Here is a 23161-nt window from a genome sequence, read left to right as displayed (position 1 = left end):
TGGCTTGCTCGGGCTGAGGGCATTCTGCACCGATATGATCGCCGCCATGCCCGAGCTCCCCGAAGTCGAAGTCACCCGCCGCAGCTTTGCCGATGCCATTGAGGGAGCCACGGTGCAGTCGGTGCGCCTGGGCAAGCCGCTGCGCTGGCCTCTGGGCCAGGAGCCGCAGCGCCTGGTCGGTGCCCGTGTCGGCGCGACCACGCGGCGAGGTAAATATTTGTGGTTGCCGCTGAGTTCGCAGCTCGCCCCGGGAGGTTTGCTGCTGCATCTGGGCATGTCAGGCAGCCTGGGCTTCACCGCCGATGCGTCGGCGCCGGCCGGCACGCACGACCACTTTGATTTGCAAACCGACCGCGGCCTTTTGCGCCTGAACGACCCGCGCCGCTTTGGCGCCGTGGTCTGGTCACCGGGCTTGACGGCCGACCCCGCCGCCAAGCTGCTGGCCGGCCTGGGCCTGGAACCTTTCGACGCCCGTTTTGATGGCCCGCATCTGCATGCCGGCCTGAGCGGCCGGCGTGTGGCGGTCAAGCAGGCCTTGCTGGCCGGCGACATCGTTGTCGGCGCCGGCAATATCTACGCTTGCGAGGCCCTGTTTCTGGCTGGCATCGACCCGCGCCTGCCCGCGCACAAGCTCAGCCGCCCGCGTGCCGCCCGCCTGGCCGCCGCCGTGCGCGGTGTGCTGGCGCAGGCGCTGGAGGCCGGTGGCACGACCTTGCGCGATTTCAAGGACGCGCACGGTGTGGCCGGCAGCTTCCAGATGCAGGCCCAGGTCTATGGCCGTGAAGGCCAGCCCTGCCTCGTCTGCGGCACGCCGATTCGCCGCATCGTCCAGGGCGCCCGTTCCACATTTTTCTGCCCCCAATGTCAAAAGCGATGATGGTCAAGGACAGCGGCAGCGCCGCGCTGCCGCTGGAGTTTGGCGAGCGCCTGGTGGCCTGGCAAAAGCGTCATGGCCGGCATGAGCTGCCCTGGCAGAAGACCCGCGACCCCTACCGCGTCTGGCTGTCCGAGATCATGTTGCAGCAGACGCAGGTGACGACGGTGCTGGGCTATTACCAGCGCTTTCTTGAGCGCTTCCCGACCGTGGCTGATCTGGGCGCTGCTTCGTTGGACGAGGTGCTTGCGCTTTGGGCCGGCCTCGGCTACTACAGCCGCGCGCGAAATCTGCATGCCTGCGCGCGTGCCGTGGCGGCGCGGCCCGACGGGCGTTTCCCGCCCACGGCGGCCGAGTTGCAGGAGTTGCCCGGCATCGGCCGTTCCACTGCCGCGGCGGTGGCGGCCTTCTGCTTCGGTGAGCGCATCGCCATCCTCGACGGCAATGTCAAACGCGTGCTCGGCCGCCTGCTCGCCTTCCCCGGCGACCTGGCCAGCAGCGCGCAGGAAAAACTGCTCTGGCAGCATGCCCAGGCCCTGCTGCCGGCCCGGGACATCGAGTCCTACACGCAGGGGCTGATGGACCTGGGTGCCACGGTCTGCACGCCGCGCTCGCCGCAATGCCTGATCTGCCCGGCCGAGAGCTTGTGTGCCGGGCGCAAGACGGGCGAGCCGACCCAGTTCCCGATCAAAACCCGCAAGCTCAAGCGCAGCCGGCGCGAGAACTGGTGGCTGTGGCTGGAGCATGAGGGTCAGGTCTTGCTGCAGCAGCGGCCGGACACCGGCGTCTGGGCAGGGCTCTGGAGCCTGCCCTTGTTCGAAGACGAGGCGCAGCTGCAGTCCCATGCGCAAACCCTGGGCGCCACGCCCGATGTGCTACCTCGCATCGAACATGCGCTGACCCATCTGGACTGGGTGCTGCACCCGCGTCGTGCCGTTCTCAGCCCCGAGGCGGCGCAGCGTGCCGGCCAGCAGGGGCAGTGGGTGGCGCGTGAGGCGCTGGCCAGCTACGGCCTGCCGGCGCCGCTGAAGAAGCTGCTGGGCTAGGCTTCAGCGCGCGTCCAGCTCGCGGTGGCGCTTGAGAACCGGCCCATGCTTGCCGAACAAGCGGGCCAAGGTTTCAACCAGATAGACCGAGCGGTGCTGGCCGCCGGTGCAGCCGATGGCCACGGTCAGATAACTGCGTTGGTCGGCGGCAAAGTTGGGCAGCCAGCGGTTCAGGAACTCGCCGATCTGTTTGAACATCACTTGCACCTCGGGCTGGGCCTGGAGGAAATCGGCCACCGGCTTGTCACGCCCCGTCAGCGGCCGCAGCTCGCGGTCGTAATAGGGGTTGGGCAGCACGCGCACGTCGAACACAAAGTCGGCATCGCTGGGCACGCCATGCTTGAACGCAAAGGATTCGAACACCAGGGTCAGTTTGTTGCTGGGCGCCAGCACCAGATCGCGCACCCAGGCGCGCAGCTGGGCCGGGCGCAACTGGCTGGTGTCCAGCACGGTGGATTCCACGCGCAGGGCGGCGAGCATCTCGCGTTCCAGCTCGATGGCTTCCAGCAGGGCGCGGTGGCCGCTGTCCGAGCTGCCGTGGCCGCTGCGCGAGTGCGCTTCGCCGCCGTCCAGTTCACCGAACTGGCTGGTCTCGTCGATGCGCAGCGGGTGCGGTCGGCGCGTCTCGGAGAAGCGCCGCATCAGGGTTTCGGTGTTGGCGTCCAGGAAGATCGAACGGATGGCCACGCCCGAGGCGCGCAGCTGCTTGAACAGCGGCAACAGCAAGGGCAGGGAGCCGGCGCTGCGCACATCGACCGCAATCGCCACGCGGCGTTCGCCGCGCTGCGCTTCCAGCTTGAGGAAGTCCAGCAGCAGCTCGGCCGGCAGGTTGTCCACGCAGAAAAACTCGGCATCCTCCAGCGCATGCATGGCCAGCGACTTGCCGCCGCCGGACATGCCGGTCACCAGGATCACGGTGCTGGCTTCGGCTTGGGCGGCATCGTAAGGGGATGTCGTCGTCGTCATGATCGTGCTTTCTTGGCCTTGCCGCCGGGGGAGGTGAGTGAAGAAGATGGAGGGGAAGGAGGGGTGGATGCAGAAGCGTCCAGGGCCGACAGATCCAGCATTTCCTGGGCATGGGCCTGGGCGGTGGATGACAAGCGCTCGCCACCCAGCATGCGGGCAATCTCGGCCACGCGCGCTTCGCCCAGCACCGGCTGCACATCGCTGCAGGTCTGGCCGCCGCGCAAGGCCTTGGCCACCAGCAGATGGTGGTCCGCACAGGCGGCCACCTGGGGCAGGTGGGTGACGGCCAGCACCTGGCTGCTGCGGCCCAGCTGCTTCATCAGCCGGCCCACGGTTTCGGCCACGGCGCCGCCGACGCCGGCGTCGATTTCGTCAAAGATCAAGGTGCCCACGCCCGCGTTCACGCCCGTGCCGGTCTTCTGGCAGGTGGTGACGGCAATCGCCAGGGCGATGCGCGAGAGTTCGCCGCCCGAGGCCACCTTGGCCAGCGGCCGCGGCGCGCTGCCGGCGTGGCCGGCGACCAGGAATTCGGCCGACTCCAGGCCATAGCTCTGCGGCTGCTCTTGCGGCAGCAGGGCGATGTCGAACTGGCCGCCGTTCATGCCCAGCAGCTGCATGGCGGCGGTGACGGCGCCGGCCAGGGCCGGGGCGGCCTGCGCGCGCGCGGCACTGACCCGGCGCGCCTCGGCATCAAACGCCTTGCGGGCCGTGGCCAGGCTGGTTTGCAGGGCGGCCAGATCGGTGGCGGCGTCCAGCGCGGCCAGCTCCTGGCGCCACTGCGCATGCAGGGCCGGAAGCTCCTGCGGCGGGCGGCGGTAGCGGCGGGCCAGGTTCAGCCAGGCGGAGACGCGCTCGTCCAGCTCGTCCATGCGGCCCGGTTCGCTGTCGGCGCCGTGCAGATAGGTGCTCAAGCTGTGGCCGGCGTCCTGGATCTGCGCCTGCGCGCCGCGCAGGGCTTCCACGGCCGAGCCCAGACGGGCGTCGTAATCGAGCACGTTCTCGAGCCGGTCCAGCGCCTCGCCGGTCAGCGACTCGGCCGTGCTGCCCTCGGCCTCGCTGAGCAGCTCCAGCGCGGCGCGCACGGCATCAAGCAGGGACTGCGCATGCGAAAGCCGCTGGTGCTCGGCATTGAGCTCCTCCCACTCGTCGGCGCCGGGCGCCAGTCGGGCGATTTCGCCGATCTGCCAGGCCAGGCGCTCGCGCTCGCTGAGCAGCTCGCTCTGGCGCGTCTGCGCGGCGTCCAGCGCCTCGCTGGCGTGCTTCCAGTCGGCGAAGGCCGCGGCCAGAGGGCGGGTGTCCAGGTCGGCATAACTGTCCAGCAGGGCGCGCACCGAGGCCGGGCGGGTCAGACCTTGCCAGGCATGCTGGCCGTGGATGTCCAGCAGGCTGTCGGCCAGCTCACGCAGCTGGCTGATGGTGGCGGCGCTGCCGTTGATCCAGGCCCGGCTCTTGCCCTGGCTGTCGATCACACGGCGCAGCAGCAGGCTGGCGCTTTCGGATTCAAAGCCGGCCTCGTCCAGCCAGCCGGTCAAATGGTCGGGGCAGTCGAACTCGGCCGAGATCTCGGCGCGCGCCGCGCCTTCGCGCACCACACCGGCGTCACCGCGCTGGCCCAAGGCCAGCTGCAGCGCGTCGATCAAGATGGATTTGCCGGCACCGGTCTCGCCGGTCAGCACCGAGAAGCCGGCGCCGAAATCGAGCTCCAGCTCAGGCACGATGACGAAGTCACGCAGACTCAGGCGTCGCAACATGGTTCAGCTCACCCCTTCGTACCAACGCAGCTTGCGGCGCAGGGTGGCGTAATAGCTCCAGCCCTTGGGGTGCAGGAAGCAAACCTGGTGGGCCGAGCGGCGCACGGTGATGCGGTCGCCGTGCAGCAGGCTGGCCAGGCTTTGCATATCGAAATTGACGCTGGCGTCGCGCCCGGCCACGATCTCCATGCGCACCTCGCCGGTGTCCGGCAGCACGATGGGTCGGTTGGACAAGGTGTGCGAAGCAATCGGCACCAGCAGCCAGCCGCCGATGCTGGGGTGCATGATGGGCCCGCCGGCCGAAAGCGCATAGGCGGTGGAGCCGGTGGGCGAGGCAACGATGATGCCGTCGGCCCGCATATTGGCCACGAACTCGTCGCCCACATCCACGCGCAGCTCCACCATGCTGGCGGTGGCGCCGCGGCTGACCACCACATCGTTCAGGGCCAAGCCTTCAAAGATGCTTTCGCCGTCGCGCCAGACGGCGCCTTCCAGCATGGAGCGCTTCTCGGTTTCGAAGTCGCCGTCCAGAATCGGCGCCAGCGCTTCCTGGAATTTTTCCAGCGAGATGTCGGTGATGAAGCCCAGGCGGCCCTGGTTGATGCCGACCAGGGGCGTGCCGTGGCGGGCCATCTCGCGGGCGAAGCCCAGCATGGTGCCGTCGCCGCCGACGACGATGGCCAGGTCGCAGCGCGTGCCCAGCTCCTCGGTTGTCAGGGACTCAAACGCCGTCATGCCGGTGTTGAGTGCGGTCTCGCTTTCGAGGGAAACATCGAGGCCTTGCCGCATCAGAAAATCGGCAATCTCCTCCAGAATCGGGCGAATGCCGCGGGCCTGGTGTTTGCCGACGATTGCCACATGTTGGAAACGTTTGGCCATAGCGAAGAATTACACCACAGCACTATGTCAGTCCGCTGAAGGCCGGCGCCAGTCCCTACAATGGCGCCATGCTCGACGAGCGATCCAAATCCCTTCTGAAAACCCTGGTTGAACGCTATATCGCGGACGGCCAACCTGTCGGTTCCCGCACGCTGTCCAAAGCCTCCGGTCTGGAGCTGAGCCCGGCGACCATACGCAATGTGATGGCCGACCTGGAAGAGCTGGGCCTGATCGCCAGCCCCCACACCAGCGCCGGCCGCATCCCGACGGCCCGTGGCTACCGCCTCTTCGTTGACACCATGCTGACCGCCCAGCCCGGCCTGGTGGTGCCCGACGACCGGCCGATCGAGACCCAGATCCAGCCCGACCAGCCGCAGCGCGTGATCGCCAGCGCTGCGCACCTGCTGTCCAGCCTGTCCAATTTCGTCGGCGTGATCACCGCGCCGCGCAAGCCCAGCGTTTTCCACCACATCGAATTCCTGCGCCTGGGCGAACGCCGGGTGCTCGTCATCATGGTCTCGCCCGATGGCGATGTGCAGAACCGCGTCATCTTCACCGCACAAGACCACAGTCAGTCCGAGCTGGCCGAGGCCAGCAACCGCCTCAACGCCAGCTATGCCGGCCTGAGCCTGGAGGCCGTGCGCGAGCGGCTCAAGAACGAAGTGGACCAGCTGCGCGGCGAGATCTCCGGCTTGATGAGCGCCGCCGTGCAGGCCGGCACCGAGGCCATGGCCGACGAGCAAGAGCGCGTCATCATCTCCGGCGAGCGCAATCTGCTCACCGTGCAAGACTTCTCCAACGATATGGGCAGCCTGCGCCGCTTGTTCGATATGTTCGAGCAGAAGACGCAACTGATGCGCTTGCTCGATGTCTCCAGCCGCGCCGAGGGCGTGCGCATCTACATCGGCGGCGAAAGCCAGGTCGTGCCCTTCGAAGAGCTGTCCATCGTCTCCTCGCCCTACGAGGTCAACGGCCAGGTCGTCGGCACCCTGGGCGTCATCGGCCCCACCCGCATGGCCTACGACCGCATGATCCAGATCGTGGACATCACATCGAGGATGGTGAGTCAGGCGCTGTCGCAGAAGTGAGTGGGCGAGGGCGGTGTTGAGGGCGTGGTGAACGGGTGAACAGGTGAACGGGTGAACAAGAGCAAGCCCGGCTGATTCACGACTCACGATTCACGGCGCCCAGTCTTCACCTACATCGCCACCTATACAATCGCGGGCTTCGCCGGTGCAATGCCGGCGATTTTTCCTCTCCAAGGGTCGCAAGTCCCCGGGGGCCGTTAGCTCAGTTGGTTAGAGCAGAGGACTCATAATCCTTTGGTCGCAGGTTCAAGTCCTGCACGGCCTACCAGTTTTACAGGGATTTTAGCGATAGTGATCGCTAACATTTTATGGGTGGCTTTTGCTGGTGCCAGTCTGGTGCCAGTTTTGGACCGATTGCACTGCGTAGGAAGCGACGGTTTTTCCGGTCTAGATTTTTTTCTGTGGCTGCGCCCGGAGTCGATGAATTTGAGCGAGAGCTCCTCGTTTGCCCACGCTGAGATGGCGCGTAAATGTTGGTGTTGGCGCCGACCGAGCACCAGGAGAACCCGCACGTGCATGTGAGCGTGTGTGCCGAGTCCATGAGTGGCAGGCGGCTGAACCCGCCCAAGGCCAATCTGCAGCGCTTGCGCGAGACCTTCGCGGATCGACTGCGTGGCTATGGGATCGAGGCGGAAGCTACGCGCCAGGCCGCGAGAGGGGAGGGGCGCCGCTATTAGCACCTATGGTGGCGTAAGGCACGGGAGGACGGACGGCTGCGCAGTTCCCCCGAACCGATGAAATCAGGCGACGCCTACCAGCGCAGCCGCACGAGCGCGCCGCTGGCATGGGTCCACATCGCGGCCGCGTTCACGGCCTCAGATTAGCCCGGCCACCGCGAGTTGGCGGAGCGCATCACCAGCTTCATTCGGGGCTCGGCCTTCGCGAGGTAGCATGGCCGCAAACGGGAGCATGAGGCGCCGGCCCATGCGCATGCGCATGAGCGCGCTGTTGAGCAGCATGCGTCCAGCCAAGTCATCTTGACGGGCTAATCTGGCCTCAAGCTATGCAGGCTGTGCCCAGTGATGCGGCAGCAGTTCCGCGATTCGGCTGTCCGGCTGCGTCGGCAGCCTGGTCAGCACGTCCTTGAGGTAAGCCCACGGCTCCAGCCTGTTGAGCTTGGCTGACTAGATCAAGCTCATCACGGCTGCCGCCCGCTTGCCCGCCCGCAGGCTCCCGGCGAAGAGCTAGTTCGAGCGCCCCAGCGCGACCGGCCGGATGCGGTTCTCGGCCCAGTTGTTGTCGATGGGCAGCACGGCGTCATCGAGGTAGCGCGTGAGCGCCACCCAACGTTTGAGGCTGTAGTCGATGGCCTTGGCTGTGGCGGAGCCATCGGGCACCTTCTGCCGATGCAGCTTGAGCCACAAGTGCAAGGCAACGGCGACAGGCTTGACCTGGCTCTGCCAGGCCTGCAGTCGCTGCTCTGGTGCAGATGCCTGCACCTCGCGCTCGACCTCGTACAGCTTGCCGAAGTGGCTCAGCGCCTGCTCGGTGATCTGGCTGCGATGGTTGGCCCAGAGTTCGTAGAACTTGCGCTTCGCATGCGCCATGCAGCCGACTTCCAGCAAGCCTTTTGCCAGCAGCGCCTTGTAGCCCGAGTAGTCATCGCAGACCAGCGCACCGCGCCAGTCGCCCAGGAACTCCATCGCGTGCTTGCCGGCACGGCTCTCGGCGAAGTCGTAGACGACGATGCGACTGTCCTTGAACTGGCCGGTGCAGTAGCTCCATAGATAAGCGCGATGCGTCTTGCCGGCACCGGGGTCGAACGTGGCAGTTGGACGCCGGAGCGGGCGTAGATGCCTTCCTGGCGATGCAGCGGCTGGTGATCGGCGTACTTGCCCACCAGCACCTGGGAGAGCAGGCTGGCGGTCGGGATGCCCTTGTCGATGACGTGAGCCTCGACCGGCGCTTGCACGAGGCGTTCGCACTTGGCACAGGCCCACTTGCCTCTGATGTGGCGCTCGACCGTGAACACGCCGGGCTCGTAGTCCAGCTTCTCGGCCACGTCCTCGCCGATGCGCTTCATCTGGCAGCCGCAGGCGCACTGGGTGTTGTCGGGCTCGTGGCGGAACTCGCGGCGCGGCAGCTCGGCCGGCATGGCCTGGCGCTTGGGTATCTGGCGCTCAGGAGCAGCGGGCTTGGTGGCGAGTTGCTGCAACTCGCTTTGCACCGCCTCCAGGTCTTCATCGACCGAGTCTTCGAGCAGGCTGCGCTGATCGCCTTGGAAGACTTCGCTGGTGGCGGCGAACTTCATCCGCTTGAGCACCGCGTTCTCGTGCGTGAGCTTGTCGATGGTGGCCTGCTTGTGGCGCACCTCGGTGAGCAGTCGCTCGGTCAACTCGCGCAACTGCGCGGGTGTCGGGTTGTAGAGTTTGGTTTCGTGGATCACGAGAATGAATATTGCCGTTTCGATGCCCGCAGGCATCGGCACTTCCGGCAATTGCACTACAGCACGCGGGTGACTCCAGCCTCGCCCATCATCTGCCAGGGCAGGCCCAGCACGAGCGCATCGAGCTGCACGCGACTCAGGCTCAGTGTGCCTTCTACGCTATGCGGCCAGGTGAACTTGCCGCGATGCAGCCGTCGGGCAGCCAGCCAGCCAAACGCCGACGCCGCCGTGCACCAAGACCTCCATGTGTTTGGCTCGACGATTGGCGAAGAAATAGGCGGTGTGGGGAAGCGCAGCGCCGAAGACCTTGACCACGCGGGCCAGTGCATACTGGGCGCCGGCGTACATGTCCAGCGGTTCGACCGCCGTCCACATAGAGTCGATGCGGATCAACGCGGCAACTCGCGGGTCCAGGCTGCGAATTCGGCCGCCGCCGATGTCGGCCAGTTGATCGTCATGGCGATGGCGCCGCGGTGCAGTTCAACCTGGATGTCAGCGATGGAAGGCGGTCGCGCTGCGGGCGCCGCAAGCGACACCGGGACGAAGCCACTTGGGATCGCGGGCACTGACGCCTTGCCTTCGCGAACCAGTTGCCGCCATCGGTGCACTACATTGGCACTGATGCCGTGGGTCAGTTCATGCTTTAGGTGGACACGATCCTTGCAGCCTCGATGAGTCAATTCAAGACGGGATGCCCGGATGCATACGAGCGAAGATCGCATCTGCCAAGCCCACCATATGCGCCGGATCCATGGCTCTGACGTCGATGCTCGCCTGGAGCAGCATAGCCTGGGAAATCATGCCCGGCCACAAGGCTTCGATGCGGATCATCGAAGCAGCTCGTGAATCCAGGCCGCGCACTCGACAGCCGCGCTTGTCGCGCCAGTTCATCGTGTAGCCGTGGCGCAGTTCGAAACGGACATCGTCAGGCTGGAATGGAGCCGCGGGGGCGTACGCTTTCTTGTCAAGTAGACAGCCGATTGCCAGAACCTGCGGCAGTGGTTTGCCTGAGCAGCAACTGCTCGGGAGGCAGGCCGCCCAGGGCAGCATTGCGCCGTTGCAGATGTAAGCCTTGGGCCATGCCTTCTAGGGCTGCACGCCTTACTTCCCACAAGACTGTCAGGAACTAAGTCTGCTGCCCATAAACCGGCTCAATGGCAGCGACTACGACTTGCGATCCTTGCTGCGCCGGTACAAGACAGTCCCTTGCTGAACCAACGTATTGCTGGCACGGAAACATCAAGTGTCGCGTAGGCAAGACACTTGATCATTTTGACCGAACAGTTAGCCCTGCTAGTTCTACCAGTTGACGATGCATTTTGAAGTTGTTACGCGCGCGCAACTGATAACGAGCGCTCTGAGCGCTGTGCCGCCACCCCCAAACGAGGGATGTATTGGGCATCGGGCCGAAATGGCACAGTCCGCGGCAGCAGTCCAAAGAGACCTGCAATTTGAGGGTCTTTTGTGAGTAACGACAGCAATAACACACCACTGTTCAGAGCCGAAGCAATGCAAGCCGCTCAAGTGCAATGGCTGGGCAGCATACGCATCGGGCGCCCGCTCAGCTTTGCTTGGGTAACCGGCGTCTCACTAGCAATGGCGTTGAGCTTGGTTGCTTTCGCTAAATACGGCGAGATCACCCGTAAGGCGAAGTTGCCCGGCTTGTTGATGCCGACGGCAGGGATGCTCAGCGTAAACGCACCTCAAGCTGGTGTGTTGACAGAGTTGCTGGTGAAAGAAGGTGATTGGGTAGCTGCTGGCCAGCCAGTGATGCGTTTAAGGAGTGAGCGAACAACGGGCTTGGGTGATGCCGCGCTGCTTAATGCTCAAGCCCTGGTGCAGCGCCGCCAAAGTCTGGAAACCGAGCGTTTGTTGGCCCAGCAACAGCAGAGACAGCGGAAAGAAGCTCTTCAAGATCGCCTGCGTAGCTTGAGCGCCGAAGAGCGCCAAGCGCAGGCTGAACTGGAAACCAATCGCTTGCGGGCGGGTTTGGCCTCCAAGAGTTTGGCTCGGTATGTGGAACTGGCAAAAGACAGCTTTGTCTCGACAGTGCAATTGCAGCAAAAGCAAGAAGAATTGATGGACGTGCAATTGCGCGAACGCAATGCCGAGCGCAGCTTGGCTGCATTGCAGCGTGACATCCAAGCCACCAAAGCAGAACTGCTTATTAACGAAACCGGCGGTCGCACCACGCTGGCACAAGTGGACCGTGGGCTTGCGAGTCTCAGCCAGGAAGCCACCGAAAACGAGGCCCGTGGCGGGTTGACCCTCACGGCTGCACAGGCGGGCCGAGTGAGCGCCTTGAATCTTCATTTGGGCCAAACCGTTCAAGCGGGCCAAACCTTGATCACTTTGGTACCGGCTGCAGCTGGCGTTGGACTGGAAAAGGAAACTGCTGTATTGGAGGCGCAGTTGTACGCCCCTAGTCGCACCACCGGTTTTGTTCAAAAAGGCCAAACCGTCTGGTTGCGCTATGCCGCCTACCCGTTTCAAAAATTCGGCATGGCTCAGGGCAAGGTGGTGGCGATCAGTGAATCCCCTATCGCGCCTCAAGATTTACCAGCTGGCCAAGCCCAGGCCTTGTTGGCTGCGGCGCAGAGCAATGAGCCGCTGTATCGCATCACGGTGAACTTGGCGCAGCAGCACATGAACACATTTGAACGCAGGCATGTACTCAAAGCGGGTATGAGTTTGGATGCGGATGTGATTCAAGACCGTCGAGCGATTTGGGAGTGGGTGCTGGAGCCTGTAATGGCAGTCTCTGCTCTAACAAAGAATCAGATCACATCGCCGAATCATTCGTCCCGTCCGGGGGGATGAAAAGCCGGTGTGGTGGATGCGAGCCGGACGCTTTTCGGTGTACTCGAATGATTTAAGTTTAAATGAAAATTCTATCGATCAACGAAACTATGGTCGTGAGTGGCGGCGATGCAGCGGCCACAAGATTGCCAGGGCAAAATTCCTGGGGAGAGTGGACTCCTGGCGGATATGAGTTCTACAGAACTGTAACTGCGATGATGGACCGATTGATGCGGCTGGAGAAATACGAAGAAAAAACTGTCAGGGAGACTGTGGAAACCGCACCAAGTGGCTCGGCAAGTTTTACGTTGCCGGCAGGAAAGTGGGGGAATCTTTCAGTCACTATTAGCACAGGAGGAAAAGTAACCACCATTAGGACAGAAAAAACGACTAGCGGCATGCAGCCATGATTCAAGGCTAATAGAAATCTGCACCCCTTTCAATGAATTCACTCTGAAAGTAATTGAGGGGTGCCTTGATGATTTTGACTATTTTTCCCGCGGATTCCATCCGCTCAGCGCGAGCATAAATTTCAGGTAATGGCCCAATGGAAATGTTTAAACTCATGGTTGTGGTTTTCATTGTCCTGGTAGCGTCCACTGGCAATCTGAGAGCCGGCACGATCTATGAGGCGAAAGTTTCAAAATACACGAAAGCTGAGTTGTTGGAATTATCAGGAACTGTTTCAGAAACTTGGATTCGGGGGGCTGAGAAACTTGGTTGGGACGGAGTGAAGGGTGTGATCGTTAGTAGCCCAGGCGGAGATGCCGTCGCGGCACTAAAATTGGTCGACATTTTTGACTCAAGAGGAATTAATGTACACATAACTGGATGGTGTGGGTCGGCCTGTGCAAATTACCTCTTCTTGCTGCCCCGTCGACCGGCGTTTGTTGACCCATCTACTCGATTTATTTTCCATGGTGATGTAAGAAGCATTCTGAGATCCGCGTTCGAGGAAGGTGAGAAGTTTATCGATCCTATGGCGATTAGGTTTATTTCAATGACAGCAAAAACAGAAGAGGAACGATTTAAAAAAAGATTCTTTGAAAGTAATGTGCTGGCCTTTGGTGCTGTAGTGGTTTCTCCTAAAAGTTACTCCCGCGATATTATGGGTGAGGATGGTTTAATTTATCGCTGCTCCGGAATGGAGAAAATGGCATGGGCCCCATCGCTGAAGGTATTGAAAGATCTAGGCGTTGTTTTTGAAATTTCACCCGTCGAGGCGCATTATTCGGCACTTGTGGAGAGTGTGCCGCCTCACACGTATGAGGGAGGAATTATTGGTGCTCCTAATTGCGAGCCTTGGCCGCGATTGAGAACTAGTGGCAGCGCCGGTATGCTTCATTAATGAGGTCTCGTGTGAGGCTAAATAAAATTGCAAGCATTGCACCCTGGTGCCTTGTCATCGGTTTTCAGTCCAAGAATACAACTTTGATCGAATATCTTGGCCGGGAAAATAATCTGAGTCGGCAAGGAAGGTGATTCTCTGATAAAAGCATTCACTTCGACTGCTGATTTATTTTTCTTTTGGGGGTGCGCTTATTTTTTTGCAACAAAGGCAGTAGGAACTCTAATAGGCACCGGATTTTGTTGGCGAATTGCAACTCTCTGGAGTTGTTGTGAGTAGGCGCTGAGTGAAATTGGTGTTTGCTTTTTGCCTGAGTGCTAGAAAATAGGCGCTTTGATTCTGATTGCCGAAGATTTTCGTTGTCGGACTAAATTATTTGAAAAAGTATTTTCCTCAATAGATAATTGATTTTTGATTGTTTTTCGCAATATCGATGAGTGCTGGGGGCGTAATTCTGTCTCGTAAGGATTGTGAGTTTGATTGCCTTCATGTTGGTGCTCATCATTGAGTTTTCTTTTTCTGGTAGTTTTGGTGTGAGTTTTGAGGTATACAAAGACTGAAGTATACAAATAAAGCGTGTGAATGGTGTCCTTTCAATGGCGTTCTTCATTGGGATTCATCGGCATGTATTTGTTTTGGCTAATATTATGAATTTGGAATTGTTAATTAACAAGATTTGCCTCGCCATCATGTTGATTTGTGCTGGCCATCCTTGCAAAGTTTGATTGCCTTCAATTCATGAAAACTCAATTCCAATCGGAAGCCAGTGAATGCGCTCTTGCCAGCCTTGCCATGATTTGTAGTGCTCATGGCCTTCACCAAGATCTGGCTGACCTCCGCCGCAAGTTTCCGGTCAGCCTGAAGGGCGCGACCCTGCAGCAACTGATTTCACACGCTTCAGCCCTGGGCTTTTCTTCTCGCCCTTTACGCCTGGAGCTAGATGAACTTGGTGAGTTACAAACTCCGTGCATCCTCCACTGGAACTTGAACCACTTCGTCGTCCTTAAGAAAGTCGTGAGAGGCGGCAGGGCCGCAGTGATCCTGGATCCAGCTGTAGGCGAACGTCGCCTGCCAATGAATGAGGTTTCCCTCCACTTTACTGGCGTGGCTTTGGAGTTGAGCCCCAATGCAGAATTCAAGTCCCAAGCTCCGGCAGCGCGAGTGTCTTTGCGTGCTCTAACTGGCAAGGTGACGGGGCTCAAGCGCTCACTCTTGCAGATTTTTGCGGTGGCCGTGGTGCTGGAAATGTTTGCCATCGTGGCGCCGTTGTTCAATCAACTAGTTGTAGACGACGTGCTGACCTCTGGGGACCGAGACCTGCTGGCGGTGCTGGTGATTGGCTTCGGCTTGCTGCTGATGGTTCAGACTGCTATTGGCCTAGCCCGGTCTTGGATGGTGATGGTCTTGGGTCAAACGTTGTCCCTGCAATGGATGGGCAATGTGTTTGCTCATTTAGTCCGCTTGCCGGTAGGTTTTTTCGAGAAGCGTCACTTGGGGGACATTACTTCGCGCTTCGGAGCAGTCGGTGCCATTCAAGCCACGTTGACTACGGCAGCCATTGAAGCGGTTCTTGATGGTCTTATGGCTATCGCAGCTTTAGTGATGATGCTTGTCTACGCGCCAACGCTTTGTGGAGTTACGGTGGCGGCCGTCGCGGCATATGGATTTTTGCGCTGGGCCGCCTACCGGCCTTTCCGCGATGCCGCCGCAGAACGCTTGGTGGTGGCTGCCAAAGAAAGCACCCATTTCTTGGAAACCCTGCGCGCCATCGCGCCGCTCAAGCTGTTTGGCAGGGAGGAAGAGCGCCGTGCCCGCTGGCAAAACTTGATCGTGGATGTGCAAAACCGTGATGTGCGCACGGCCAAGATGAGCATTTGGTTTTCGACAGCGAATGCCTTCATCTTTGGGCTTGAGAATTTGTTGGTGCTTTGGCTAGGTGCCAAACTCATCATGACTGGACAGCAAAATGGTGCGGTGACAATGACGGTGGGCATGCTGTTCGCCTATCTAAGTTACAAGGCACAGTTCACTGGCCGGGTATCGGCCCTGATCAACTATGCCGTCGAACTTAAGATGCTTGGCCTGCATGCGGAGCGTTTGGCGGATATTGTCTTGGAGACGCCCGAGAAAGACGAAGTGTCAACCAACGATTTGCAACATTTGGCCCCAAGTATCGAGCTCAGAGGGATCAGCTTTCGCTACGGCGAGGGGGAGCCTTGGATTTTGCGAAATGCCAACTTCCGTATTGAAGCCGGTGAAAGCGTCGCCGTCACCGGGCCTTCGGGGGCTGGCAAAACCACGTTACTAAAGATTGCGCTGGGTCTCCTTAAACCTAGCGAAGGCGAGGTTTTGTTCGGTGGCATTCCGGTACGCCATCTGGGCCTGCAGAACTTTCGACGTCAGGTCGGTACAGTGATGCAAGAGGATGCTTTGTTGACAGGTTCACTCAGCGATAACATCTCGTTCTTTGATGTGCAGCCGGACCAAGCGCGCATCCAGGCTTGCGCCGAATTGGCGCAACTGCATGGAGATATTTGCCGGATGCCGATGGGCTACATGACATTGGTCGGTGATTTGGGCTCAGGCCTATCGGGTGGGCAGAAACAACGACTTTTACTAGCGCGAGCCTTGTACAAAATGCCGCGCGTCCTGGCGCTGGACGAAGCCACTGGTCATTTGGATTTGCAGAATGAACGCGCAGTGACAGCTGCCTTGAGCCGCATGCCACTTACTCGATTGATCATCGCCCACCGACCAGAGACGATTGCCGGCGCGCAGCGGGTGGTGATCGTGCATGAGGGACACGTGAAGGAGGTCGCTAGAGCTGTTCCCCCATTTGAGGAGGCTGAGCATGGATAGTCGCTCACCAAATGAATAGCAGCCAAATGACCAGTTTCCAGCGCTTGATGATGTAACCTCCGTGGCCAAGTAGACAGCCGATTACTAGAATCTGCGGCAGTGATTGGCATGGGCAGGAGCTGCTTGGGACGCTGAATCGCCCCGGGTTCCGAGGAGGCCTGTTGGTTTAAGTCAGGCGGTCGCGGCCTGACCAGCGCGGTGACGATGGTAATTGGCTTCGAACTCAGCAGGCGGCACATGGCCCAGTGGGCCCATCAGCCGGTGATGGTTGAACCAAGCGACCCATTCCAGTGTTGCCAGTTCCACCGCCTGCTTGGTCTTCCAAGGCCCGCGCCGGTGAATGACCTCGGCCTTGTACAGCCCGTTGATGGTCTCGGCCAGTGCGTTGTCGTAGCTGTCGCCCTTGGAGCCCACTGAGGGCTCGATTCCGGCCTCGGCCAGCCGCTCGCTGTAGCGGATCGACAGGTATTGCGAGCCGCGGTCGGAGTGATGCACCAGGCCATCGGACGGCTTGCGGTCGTACAGCGCCTGCTCCAATGCGTCGAGTACGAACTCGGTGTGCATCGAACTGCTCTGACGCCAACCCACGATGCGCCGGCTGAACACGTCGATGACGAACGCCACATACACCCAGCCCTGCCAGGTTGAGACATAGGTGAAGTCCGAGACCCACAGCTGGTTCGGCCGCTCGGCCCGGAACTGCCGATTGACGCGGTCCAACGGGCATGGCGCCTTGGGATCGGGAATGGTGGTGCGCACGGCCTTGCCTCGGCGCACACCCTGCAGCCCGAGTTGGCGCATCAGCCGCTCGACGGTGCAGCGCGCCACCGCAACGCCTTCGCGGTTGAGCTGGCGCCAGACCTTCTCGGCGCCATAGACCTGATGGTTGGCCTGCCAGACGCGCTGTACCTGCGGTAGCAGTTGCACATCGCGCTGAGCTCGCAAAGAGCGCAAGGCCGGGCTGCGCTGGCACGCGACGTGGCGCCAGTACGCCGATGGGGCAATCTGCAGGACGCGGCAGATCGGCTCGACCCCAAGCTGCTGGCGGTGCTGGTCGATGAACGCCTTCAAGACTTGATGCGGCGGTCGAGCTCCGCCTGGGCGAAAAACGCGCTGGCCAGCTTCAGAATCTCGTTGGCCTTGCGCAGCTCGCGCACCTCTCGTTCCAGTTCCTTGATGCGCTGAGCCTCCGCAGTCGAGACACCGTCTCGCTGGCCGGCATCGACCTCGTGCTGTTTCACCCAAGTGTGCAAGGTCTGCGGCACGCAGCCGATCTTGTCGGCGATGGATTCGATGGCCGCCCACTGCGACGGGTGTTCTGCTCGGTGCTCCAGCACCATGCGCACGGCACGCTCACGCACCTCGGGCGAAAACTTCGGGGACTTCTTCATGGCTCCATTCTCCAGAGTTGGAGCCTCCTCGAAACCCGGGGCGATTCAGTAGTTCCGCAGCCTGTGAATGCGAGTCAACATCTAAACGTTTCCTTGTTTCTTCTTGATTGTGCTCTCCTAGGTCGCGTCTGCGCGCGGTCCCAAGATGGCATTCCGACTCCGTGCCCTTGCGGCTCAGAATCTTGTCTTCAACCTGCTGCTCAAGCTTGCGCCCAACGTTGTCGGCATCGAGCCAAACCGCCAAGAAAGAGGCATCGGCCGGCGGTGCTCGACTGCCACTGCTTTCCGACCTGGGCCGTCTCGCGCGTGTTTTCAGTACCCAGCAAGTGCTTGCCCACGTACTCCACGGCTAGAACTTTTCAGCTGTCCAGCTCCGCGACGAAGTCAAGCTGTAAAACAACGCTTTGCTGCTAGGCTTGAGACGAGCAGCAGCATCGACGAGGACTGGATCAAAATCCGCGCGAAACATGAAAGATGGGGCTGCTTGGAAGAGATCTCCAACCCTGGCGACTATCAACTGAGCGTTACTTCACCTAGGCGTTTCTGATTGAGGATGTACTCAGTTGATGCAGCTCAGCTCGCTAGTTCTGGGATTGCCGTAGCTGATCGCTACACAGTACATGAGGTGCCACCTCTCAGGCCTTCTGCTTGCTGGGCGATTCGCCGTTCGATTTAGCCGCTGCAGACTCAACCAATGCCACGATTTGAGAGGCCCGGCGCCGCAAGGGCTTGGATAGCTTCATCAAAGTCGTCAAGGTTGGTTGTCGCTCGCCCCTCTCAAGCATGCTGATGTAATTCCGCTCTAGTTCCGCTTCGAACCCAAGCTGCTCTTGGGTCAGTCCGGCCTGCTTGCGGAGATCGCGCAATACCCTCCCGAAAGTGATCGCCAAGTCCAATTAGGTCTCCAACTATTGTTGGAGCGATTGGGCTGATTTGCTATTATTTTGTCCTCCAACTATGGTTGGAATATTGGGTGAGTCATTCGGCTTGCTGGAGTCGTTTTCATCGGAGCCGAAAGTGACTTGTGATGTCCAAACTGGACGTACTGCACTGGTAAGTCTCGAGTGGACGCATGCGGCGAGGCTGTGTCACCCAAACGCATTGGCGTGACGGGCACGTAGTTTTCAATTGCCCTATTCGCCCAGTAGGTTTCAGGTTCAGCTGTACTGACGCCAAGGCAGTACAGCAGAGACGGGGCAAACCCTTGTGATTTCAAACTTGCATACTGTCTTTAGGCGAGTCCGCGCGGCACTTATTCGCCGCGGCCGAACAGGCGACGACGCCGATGACCTCGTGCAGGAGGCCTGGATCCGTCTGGCCTGCTATGAGCAAGGGCAAGTGGTGGACGCACCCGAGGCCTTCTTGATGCGCACCGCGCTGAACCTGTCTATTGACGCCCATCGTAGTAGCGTCAGTCATGGTGAGCAGCTGATGGTGGATGAGGTGGTCCTGCTCGACACCGCTCCGGGCACCGAGGCGATCGTATTGGCGCGTGAACGCATGGCACGCTTAAGCCTTGGGTTAGGGCGCCTGACAGAGAAGACGCGGGATATTTTTCTGTCCCATCGGGTCGATGGTTTGACTTACCATGAGATTGCCCAGAATCATGGCTTGAGCATCAGCACGGTGGAGAAGCATGTCGCCAAGGCCACCCTGCAGCTGACAAGCTGGATGGAAGGTTGGTAGTGGTGGCTGAGTTTGAGGCGGAGCCGGGCAGGGCCGGGCACGTGGATAGTGGACGAGATGAGTTGGCTGCAGAGGCCGGGGATCGGCCTCCGCCATTGGTGTCGCCAGACATCGCTGCCGAAGCTGCCGTGTGGATCGCACGTCTGCATGGACCCAGCCGCACGCAGGCTATGCCGCGCGAGTGCTTGGCCTGGCAGGCCCAGTCACCCGCGCATCGGCTTGCTTTTGAACGGTGTACGGAGACATGGCAGGAGGTTGCGAATCTCAGTCTCAGTGCCTACGCCAACAGCTGGAGCAGCGCCAAAAGGGTTTCAGGGCATCGCTTGAGAGTCCCCAGGCCGATGCAATGGGCCTTGGCTGCGGTTTTCCTGGTGCTGGCCTCCGTACTGGTCTTGGCGCTGCAGCCATGGCGAACTGGAGAGGTGTACGCCACGGGAGTGGGGGAGCACCGGGTGGTGATGCTGCAGGACGGCAGTCGCCTGTCTTTGAATAGCGCCACGAAAGTCCGGGCAAGTCTGAGTTCGTCTCAGCGGCTCGTTTTCGTCGAGGCCGGGGAGGCGCTGTTCGAAGTGGCCAAGGACGCGAGCCGCCCCTTTCTGGTGACTGCCAATGGAGCTGAGGTCAAAGCGACGGGAACTGCGTTTCTCGTGCGCTTGCGGCCGAGCACTCACAGGATCAGCACGTCGCTCGAAGTGACCTTGATCGAGGGGCAGGTTGTCTTGCGTCCTCCGGCAGGTCTGGTAGCCGAAGCGGCGGGTGCTGGTGCGGGTCCGGTCGTGATGACTGCTGGGGAGCGTGTGCGCGTTGATGGCGCGATGGCTGCTTCACGGATATCTAAGGTGCGAGTTGATCGGTCAAGTCTGGACCGAGCTGTGGCCTGGACACGTGGTGAGGCCTCGTTTGACGATGTCACCCTCAATGAGGCCGTGGCCGAGATGAACCGCTATAGCTCGAAGCCCATCGTGATCGTCGATGCCGACAGGCTCAAGGCGCTGCGAGTCAGTGGCCTGTTCAGGACGGGCGACAGTACGAGCTTTGCGCGAGCTGTGGCGGCTCTGCATGGCTTGGACGTCAGAGAGCACTCTGATCGTTTGGAGTTGGCCTCCCGCTGAAAGGATGCTGCTGGTGCAGCAGCAGGGCAGAGAGGGGGAGAGGCGGCCCGCTCCCGTGCCAGCGGATGGGGGCTTCAATGCCTTCATGCGATGCATGAACGCGCCCCCGTGCCGGACAGGCCTTCGGCCAGACCGGCACCGCTGACACCCGCCACGCCCGATGCCGGGCCGCCGGAGCCCGTTCAGGCCGACTTGATGTCGCGCTTGGGCTACCAAACGTGCACTGGGCACGAATGGGTTCGGTTCGAAGCTCCACCCTGGTCTGGACCTGTACCGGATAGGCGCCGGATATGGGTCGGATACGTGCCGGTTTTGGATCGCTTTTGGGTCGGATATGGTCCGGATACGGTTCGCTTACAGGCCGGTTTTGGTCCACATGCGTCACCTGGCTGCCTGTTGACCAGCGATTTGACTCTCCGCGTGCCCTGAAAGTTCGGCGTATGCAACGACTTGGACTCGAATTTCAGCGACTGGCTGCAGATTTGAAGACCATGTAGAGTCGAACAGCTGAGTGCAGGATAGGCGGAGCGCCAGCATTTGGATGCCGTTAGAAGTGACGCGACTCCGCCATGCATGCGGTTTAGGAATGACGTCATGCAGCGAACTCGGCCATCGTCGTGACCACAGCCCCTTCGAAGGTGTCGAAAACTGTTGTTGAACGCCGTTTAAGTCTGAACTCCCGCCACTCAACTCTGAACTCGCGACACCAAGGCGTCAGCTGCCTTAGCAGTCCGGGCGAACCAATCGGTTCAAATTTCGCGCGTTCCACGATATACCGCGCTGCCGCAGCACCGTTCTGTGCAGCATCCGGACCCGCTCGCTGGTGACTTCCCGCCACCGAAGTGCAGACACAGCCCTCCACGTACTCCTAGATCAGGGCTACCGCCGCTCAGGCCTGGAGGCGGAACTCACGACCCACACCGGGAGCACAACTGATAGTAAGCCCTCGTCGGACGATGATGTTGCCGGCGATAGGTTGCGCGGATGGCAGATATTGCGGCTGCCTGTAATTTTTCACATGCATGCGTATCCCCGCAAATGGTGCGTGCGAGATTGAATATGACGTCCCGAGTTGGCGAAAACTAACATTTTGGGTATGGATTTTGCTTTATTCGGCGGGGTGGGGTGTCGCCTCTGCGCTGTGGTTGAACGCGGCGGCAGGCTTGGCCAGCATTACGTTTTGTCGTGTTCTTGACGAGTCACTGATCCGTCCGTGGAACACCCGTACGTCAGTACGGCCTGGGCTGCGTCTATCACCGGGCGCAAGCCTGGTCAAAGGTATGAAGTTGCCCTTTCGATCATGGGCCAAGCCGGCCAGCCAGCATGGAACATTCCGTCGCTGGTGGTGTCAGCCCGGCAAGCACCGTTTTCGGGCGCACCTTACTTGGGACTGATTGGCAGTGACATCCTGGACAAGGCTGTTTTTGTCTTCAACGGCCCTGCGCACCATTGCACTTTGGCGTACGAGCCGCCAAGGCTGACACATCGCCCGGCATCAACCGGGCTGCAGCTGACGGCTGACATCTACAGTCGGTCGTGCTGCGTTCCAACTCGTGACAGCCAACCAGACGTTGGACAATCATGGTGTGCGAGGGCGCCGCCCTCATTTCGCCAACCCCTTCGATGGCAAGCAACCCTGACTCCGCAATCAACGCCAGCTCGGTAAGTAGAGCAGAACAAGTTCTTCGAGCCATCGCACATCTCCGAGGCGAAGACTTTTCTGGCGTCGGCGTCGTCTTCTACGAGCGCTTGGCGCAACTCCCGCACTTACAGCTCTCTGATAACTCAATGAAGACGGACCCGGGCCAGTTCGCCGAAGTCGACTTGGCAGAAGCACTATCGCGCATCTCCGTGATGAGCAGCCCACTGCACGACGGATTCCACTTCGTGGAGGCCCACAGCTGGCGGCTTACCCACCTGGCTCAGTTCATCTCCCCCCCCATTCCAGACGATGCAACGCAGCGCTTCCAGGGCACCGGGGCCCGACTGATGGCTGCACTGCTGGCCTCTCTGCTACCCGGCATTGAGTGCGTCGGGCTCGTGTCGCACAGTGGCGAAATTCACCTGTTTAGCCGCGGCATTGATGCCGCCAAGAAAGACTAGAAAGATGGCGAACGTCTCTTTGTCCACTGGGGAGGTGAAGAAGGCCTTCTGGTTCGTATCCGCCAACACAATCGTCATTGGGGTCGTGGTCGGTCTCATTCGCCACTATGTGTTCAAAGCGGACGCTACCGCGGCACTTCTAGTTGGGTTGGTTAGCGGGATGAGCTGGACCAGCTTGATTTCGTTATGGGCGTTCGGCCGCCCTTGGACGTGGGGCTGGCTGGCCTGGATGACCGGCCGCCCAATCATCCATGGCGTTTGGTTCGGTTATCTCGACACGAGCTACGAGTCAAATGACGAGAGCGTCGGAAAACGCATCCCCATCGCATTCGTCATCAAGCAAACCTTCCTGACCTACTCGCTTCTTTCGTATACCGAGCGGCAGGACAGCGTCACCTTGGCAGAGACGCTGGATGTTGACGATAAGCACAGCACCGTCCACCTGCGATACATGTACCGCTTTCAGATCATGCGGAGTACCGAGCGGAAGCAAACAACCGGCGCTGGTGAGCTAAAGCTGATCGAAAGCGGCACGAAGCTGAAGGGCCACTACCTGACCGACTCCCCCACTCACGGTTCCATTGAACTGGTCTTTGTTCAACGCGATGTCGATGGCATCGACACGTTCAAAGCTGTGCGGAGTCTGTACGACGCTAGGTTCTCTACCCCAGCTGCAGCACGGGCACCGGCGTACCCGAAACAGAAGGCATGACCACGCCCTCGGTTTGCTTACAGTTTTGGGGTGCGGGTTTACTCTATGTTGCGACATGTTCGCCCGCCCATATGTAACGCACGATCAGGCCAGAGCGGGCGAACGGCAGGGAGGGGTCAGCGCAGTATGACCAAAGGGTTGCTCGAGGCGCTTCGCGGGTC

Annotated in this window: 20 protein-coding genes, 1 tRNA gene, 2 pseudogenes and 1 other annotated feature; of the genes and pseudogenes, 13 read left to right on the top strand and 10 right to left on the bottom strand. The window is 60.5% G+C overall.

Translation table 11 applies throughout. The annotated features are described in order from the left end of the window. Window positions 1-46 precede the first annotated feature (46 nt). Window positions 47-877 carry a bifunctional DNA-formamidopyrimidine glycosylase/DNA-(apurinic or apyrimidinic site) lyase gene (mutM, locus tag LNV28_RS01260; RefSeq protein ID WP_263516884.1) on the top strand — a complete coding sequence of 277 codons (831 nt, stop codon included), beginning with the start codon at window positions 47-49 and terminating at the stop codon, window positions 875-877. Next, window positions 862-1920 (top strand): A/G-specific adenine glycosylase, encoded by a 1059-nt coding sequence (gene mutY / locus LNV28_RS01255; protein WP_411969883.1) that lies wholly within the window; start codon window positions 862-864, stop codon window positions 1918-1920. Before mutM ends, mutY begins: the two co-directional genes overlap by 16 nt. Before the next feature lie 3 nt (window positions 1921-1923). Here mutY and rapZ read toward each other — a convergent pair whose 3' ends face one another. Genes rapZ through LNV28_RS01240 form a run of 3 tightly spaced genes read right to left on the bottom strand, consistent with a single transcriptional unit; the run spans window position 1924 to window position 5516 of the window. Beyond that, a complete protein-coding gene (rapZ, locus tag LNV28_RS01250; RefSeq protein ID WP_263516885.1) occupies window positions 1924-2886 on the bottom strand; it encodes an RNase adapter RapZ in 963 nt (320 codons plus the stop codon). Then, a complete protein-coding gene (gene recN, locus LNV28_RS01245; protein WP_263516886.1) occupies window positions 2883-4637 on the bottom strand; it encodes a DNA repair protein RecN in 1755 nt (584 codons plus the stop codon). The genes rapZ and recN overlap by 4 nt, the downstream gene beginning before the upstream one ends. A 3-nt stretch (window positions 4638-4640) precedes the next feature. Beyond that, the gene (locus LNV28_RS01240) at window positions 4641-5516 is read right to left on the bottom strand and encodes an NAD kinase (protein ID WP_263516887.1); all 876 of its coding nucleotides are present in this window, start codon (window positions 5514-5516) and stop codon (window positions 4641-4643) included. A 68-nt stretch (window positions 5517-5584) separates the two neighbouring features. On the opposite strand from LNV28_RS01240, the gene hrcA reads away from it, so the two are divergent. Beyond that, window positions 5585-6604: a heat-inducible transcriptional repressor HrcA gene (gene hrcA, locus LNV28_RS01235; protein ID WP_263516888.1), complete on the top strand. Its 1020-nt coding sequence runs from the start codon at window positions 5585-5587 to the stop codon at window positions 6602-6604. Window positions 6605-6795: 191 nt separating this feature from the next. Then, window positions 6796-6872: transfer RNA gene (locus LNV28_RS01230), tRNA-Ile, on the top strand. Between the two features lie 733 nt (window positions 6873-7605). Here LNV28_RS01230 and tnpC read toward each other — a convergent pair. The 5 genes and pseudogenes from tnpC to LNV28_RS01210 form a co-directional block, all read right to left on the bottom strand. Next, a pseudogene (tnpC, locus tag LNV28_RS01225) lies at window positions 7606-8990 on the bottom strand (IS66 family transposase). A 56-nt stretch (window positions 8991-9046) separates the two neighbouring features. Next, a complete protein-coding gene (locus LNV28_RS25135; protein WP_411969915.1) occupies window positions 9047-9181 on the bottom strand; it encodes a hypothetical protein in 135 nt (44 codons plus the stop codon). Next, window positions 9150-9383: an IS66 family insertion sequence element accessory protein TnpB gene (tnpB, locus tag LNV28_RS01220; protein ID WP_263568706.1), complete on the bottom strand. Its 234-nt coding sequence runs from the start codon at window positions 9381-9383 to the stop codon at window positions 9150-9152. The genes LNV28_RS25135 and tnpB overlap by 32 nt, the downstream gene beginning before the upstream one ends. Further along, complete coding sequence (locus LNV28_RS01215) at window positions 9380-9556, bottom strand: hypothetical protein (protein ID WP_263568705.1); 177 nt, start codon at window positions 9554-9556, stop codon at window positions 9380-9382. The genes tnpB and LNV28_RS01215 overlap by 4 nt, the downstream gene beginning before the upstream one ends. 115 nt (window positions 9557-9671) lie before the next feature. Then, window positions 9672-9881, bottom strand: a complete 210-nt coding sequence (locus tag LNV28_RS01210; protein ID WP_263568704.1) for a hypothetical protein — start codon at window positions 9879-9881, stop codon at window positions 9672-9674. Window positions 9882-10454: 573 nt separating this feature from the next. Between LNV28_RS01210 and LNV28_RS01205 the strand changes: the two genes are divergently transcribed. The 4 genes from LNV28_RS01205 (at window position 10455) to LNV28_RS01190 (ending at window position 15996) form a co-directional block, all read left to right on the top strand. Next, on the top strand, window positions 10455-11810 hold the full coding sequence (locus tag LNV28_RS01205; protein ID WP_263568703.1) for an HlyD family secretion protein: 1356 nt from the start codon (window positions 10455-10457) through the stop codon (window positions 11808-11810). Window positions 11811-11872: 62 nt separating this feature from the next. After that, window positions 11873-12199, top strand: coding sequence for a hypothetical protein (locus tag LNV28_RS01200; RefSeq protein ID WP_263568702.1), 327 nt, complete (start codon window positions 11873-11875; stop codon window positions 12197-12199). Window positions 12200-12336: 137 nt separating this feature from the next. Next, window positions 12337-13137 (top strand): hypothetical protein, encoded by an 801-nt coding sequence (locus tag LNV28_RS01195; RefSeq protein ID WP_263568701.1) that lies wholly within the window; start codon window positions 12337-12339, stop codon window positions 13135-13137. A 738-nt stretch (window positions 13138-13875) separates the two neighbouring features. Continuing rightward, the gene (locus tag LNV28_RS01190) at window positions 13876-15996 is read left to right on the top strand and encodes a peptidase domain-containing ABC transporter (protein WP_263568700.1); all 2121 of its coding nucleotides are present in this window, start codon (window positions 13876-13878) and stop codon (window positions 15994-15996) included. A gap of 171 nt (window positions 15997-16167) precedes the next feature. On the opposite strand, the gene LNV28_RS01185 is transcribed toward LNV28_RS01190, so the two are convergent. Together LNV28_RS01185 and LNV28_RS01180 are read right to left on the bottom strand one after the other, a co-directional pair. Further along, window positions 16168-17387, bottom strand: a protein-coding gene (locus tag LNV28_RS01185) for an IS3 family transposase (protein ID WP_102766725.1) whose coding sequence is annotated in 2 segments (ribosomal slippage) — window positions 16168-17099 and window positions 17099-17387 — 1221 coding nt in all. Because the reading frame shifts where the segments join, the coding sequence is not laid out codon by codon here. Next, window positions 16993-17109, bottom strand: a sequence feature (AL1L pseudoknot). Its footprint overlaps the gene before it by 117 nt. Window positions 17388-18022: 635 nt before the next feature. Then, the gene (locus LNV28_RS01180; RefSeq protein WP_263568699.1) at window positions 18023-18283 is read right to left on the bottom strand and encodes a helix-turn-helix domain-containing protein; all 261 of its coding nucleotides are present in this window, start codon (window positions 18281-18283) and stop codon (window positions 18023-18025) included. Window positions 18284-18593: 310 nt separating this feature from the next. Here LNV28_RS01180 and LNV28_RS01175 point away from each other — a divergent pair, with 310 nt between their 5' ends. The 5 genes and pseudogenes from LNV28_RS01175 (at window position 18594) to LNV28_RS01155 (ending at window position 23000) form a co-directional block, all read left to right on the top strand. Continuing rightward, window positions 18594-19073 carry an RNA polymerase sigma factor gene (locus tag LNV28_RS01175; protein WP_263568698.1) on the top strand — a complete coding sequence of 160 codons (480 nt, stop codon included), beginning with the start codon at window positions 18594-18596 and terminating at the stop codon, window positions 19071-19073. Beyond that, a pseudogene (locus LNV28_RS25050) lies at window positions 19073-19297 on the top strand (FecR/PupR family sigma factor regulator); the annotation flags it as partial. The gene LNV28_RS01175 and the pseudogene LNV28_RS25050, both read left to right, overlap by 1 nt. Before the next feature lie 117 nt (window positions 19298-19414). After that, window positions 19415-20185 (top strand): FecR family protein, encoded by a 771-nt coding sequence (locus LNV28_RS01165; protein ID WP_263568760.1) that lies wholly within the window; start codon window positions 19415-19417, stop codon window positions 20183-20185. Window positions 20186-21973: 1788 nt separating this feature from the next. Beyond that, window positions 21974-22288 carry a hypothetical protein gene (locus LNV28_RS01160; protein ID WP_263568697.1) on the top strand — a complete coding sequence of 105 codons (315 nt, stop codon included), beginning with the start codon at window positions 21974-21976 and terminating at the stop codon, window positions 22286-22288. Between the two features lie 4 nt (window positions 22289-22292). Beyond that, on the top strand, window positions 22293-23000 hold the full coding sequence (locus LNV28_RS01155) for a Cap15 family cyclic dinucleotide receptor domain-containing protein (protein ID WP_263568696.1): 708 nt from the start codon (window positions 22293-22295) through the stop codon (window positions 22998-23000). Window positions 23001-23161: the final 161 nt, after the last annotated feature.

The organism is Paucibacter sp. DJ2R-2 (assembly GCF_025717675.1).
GTDB lineage: Bacteria > Pseudomonadota > Gammaproteobacteria > Burkholderiales > Burkholderiaceae_C > Paucibacter_A.
This window is presented reverse-complemented; position numbering and strand designations above follow the sequence as displayed.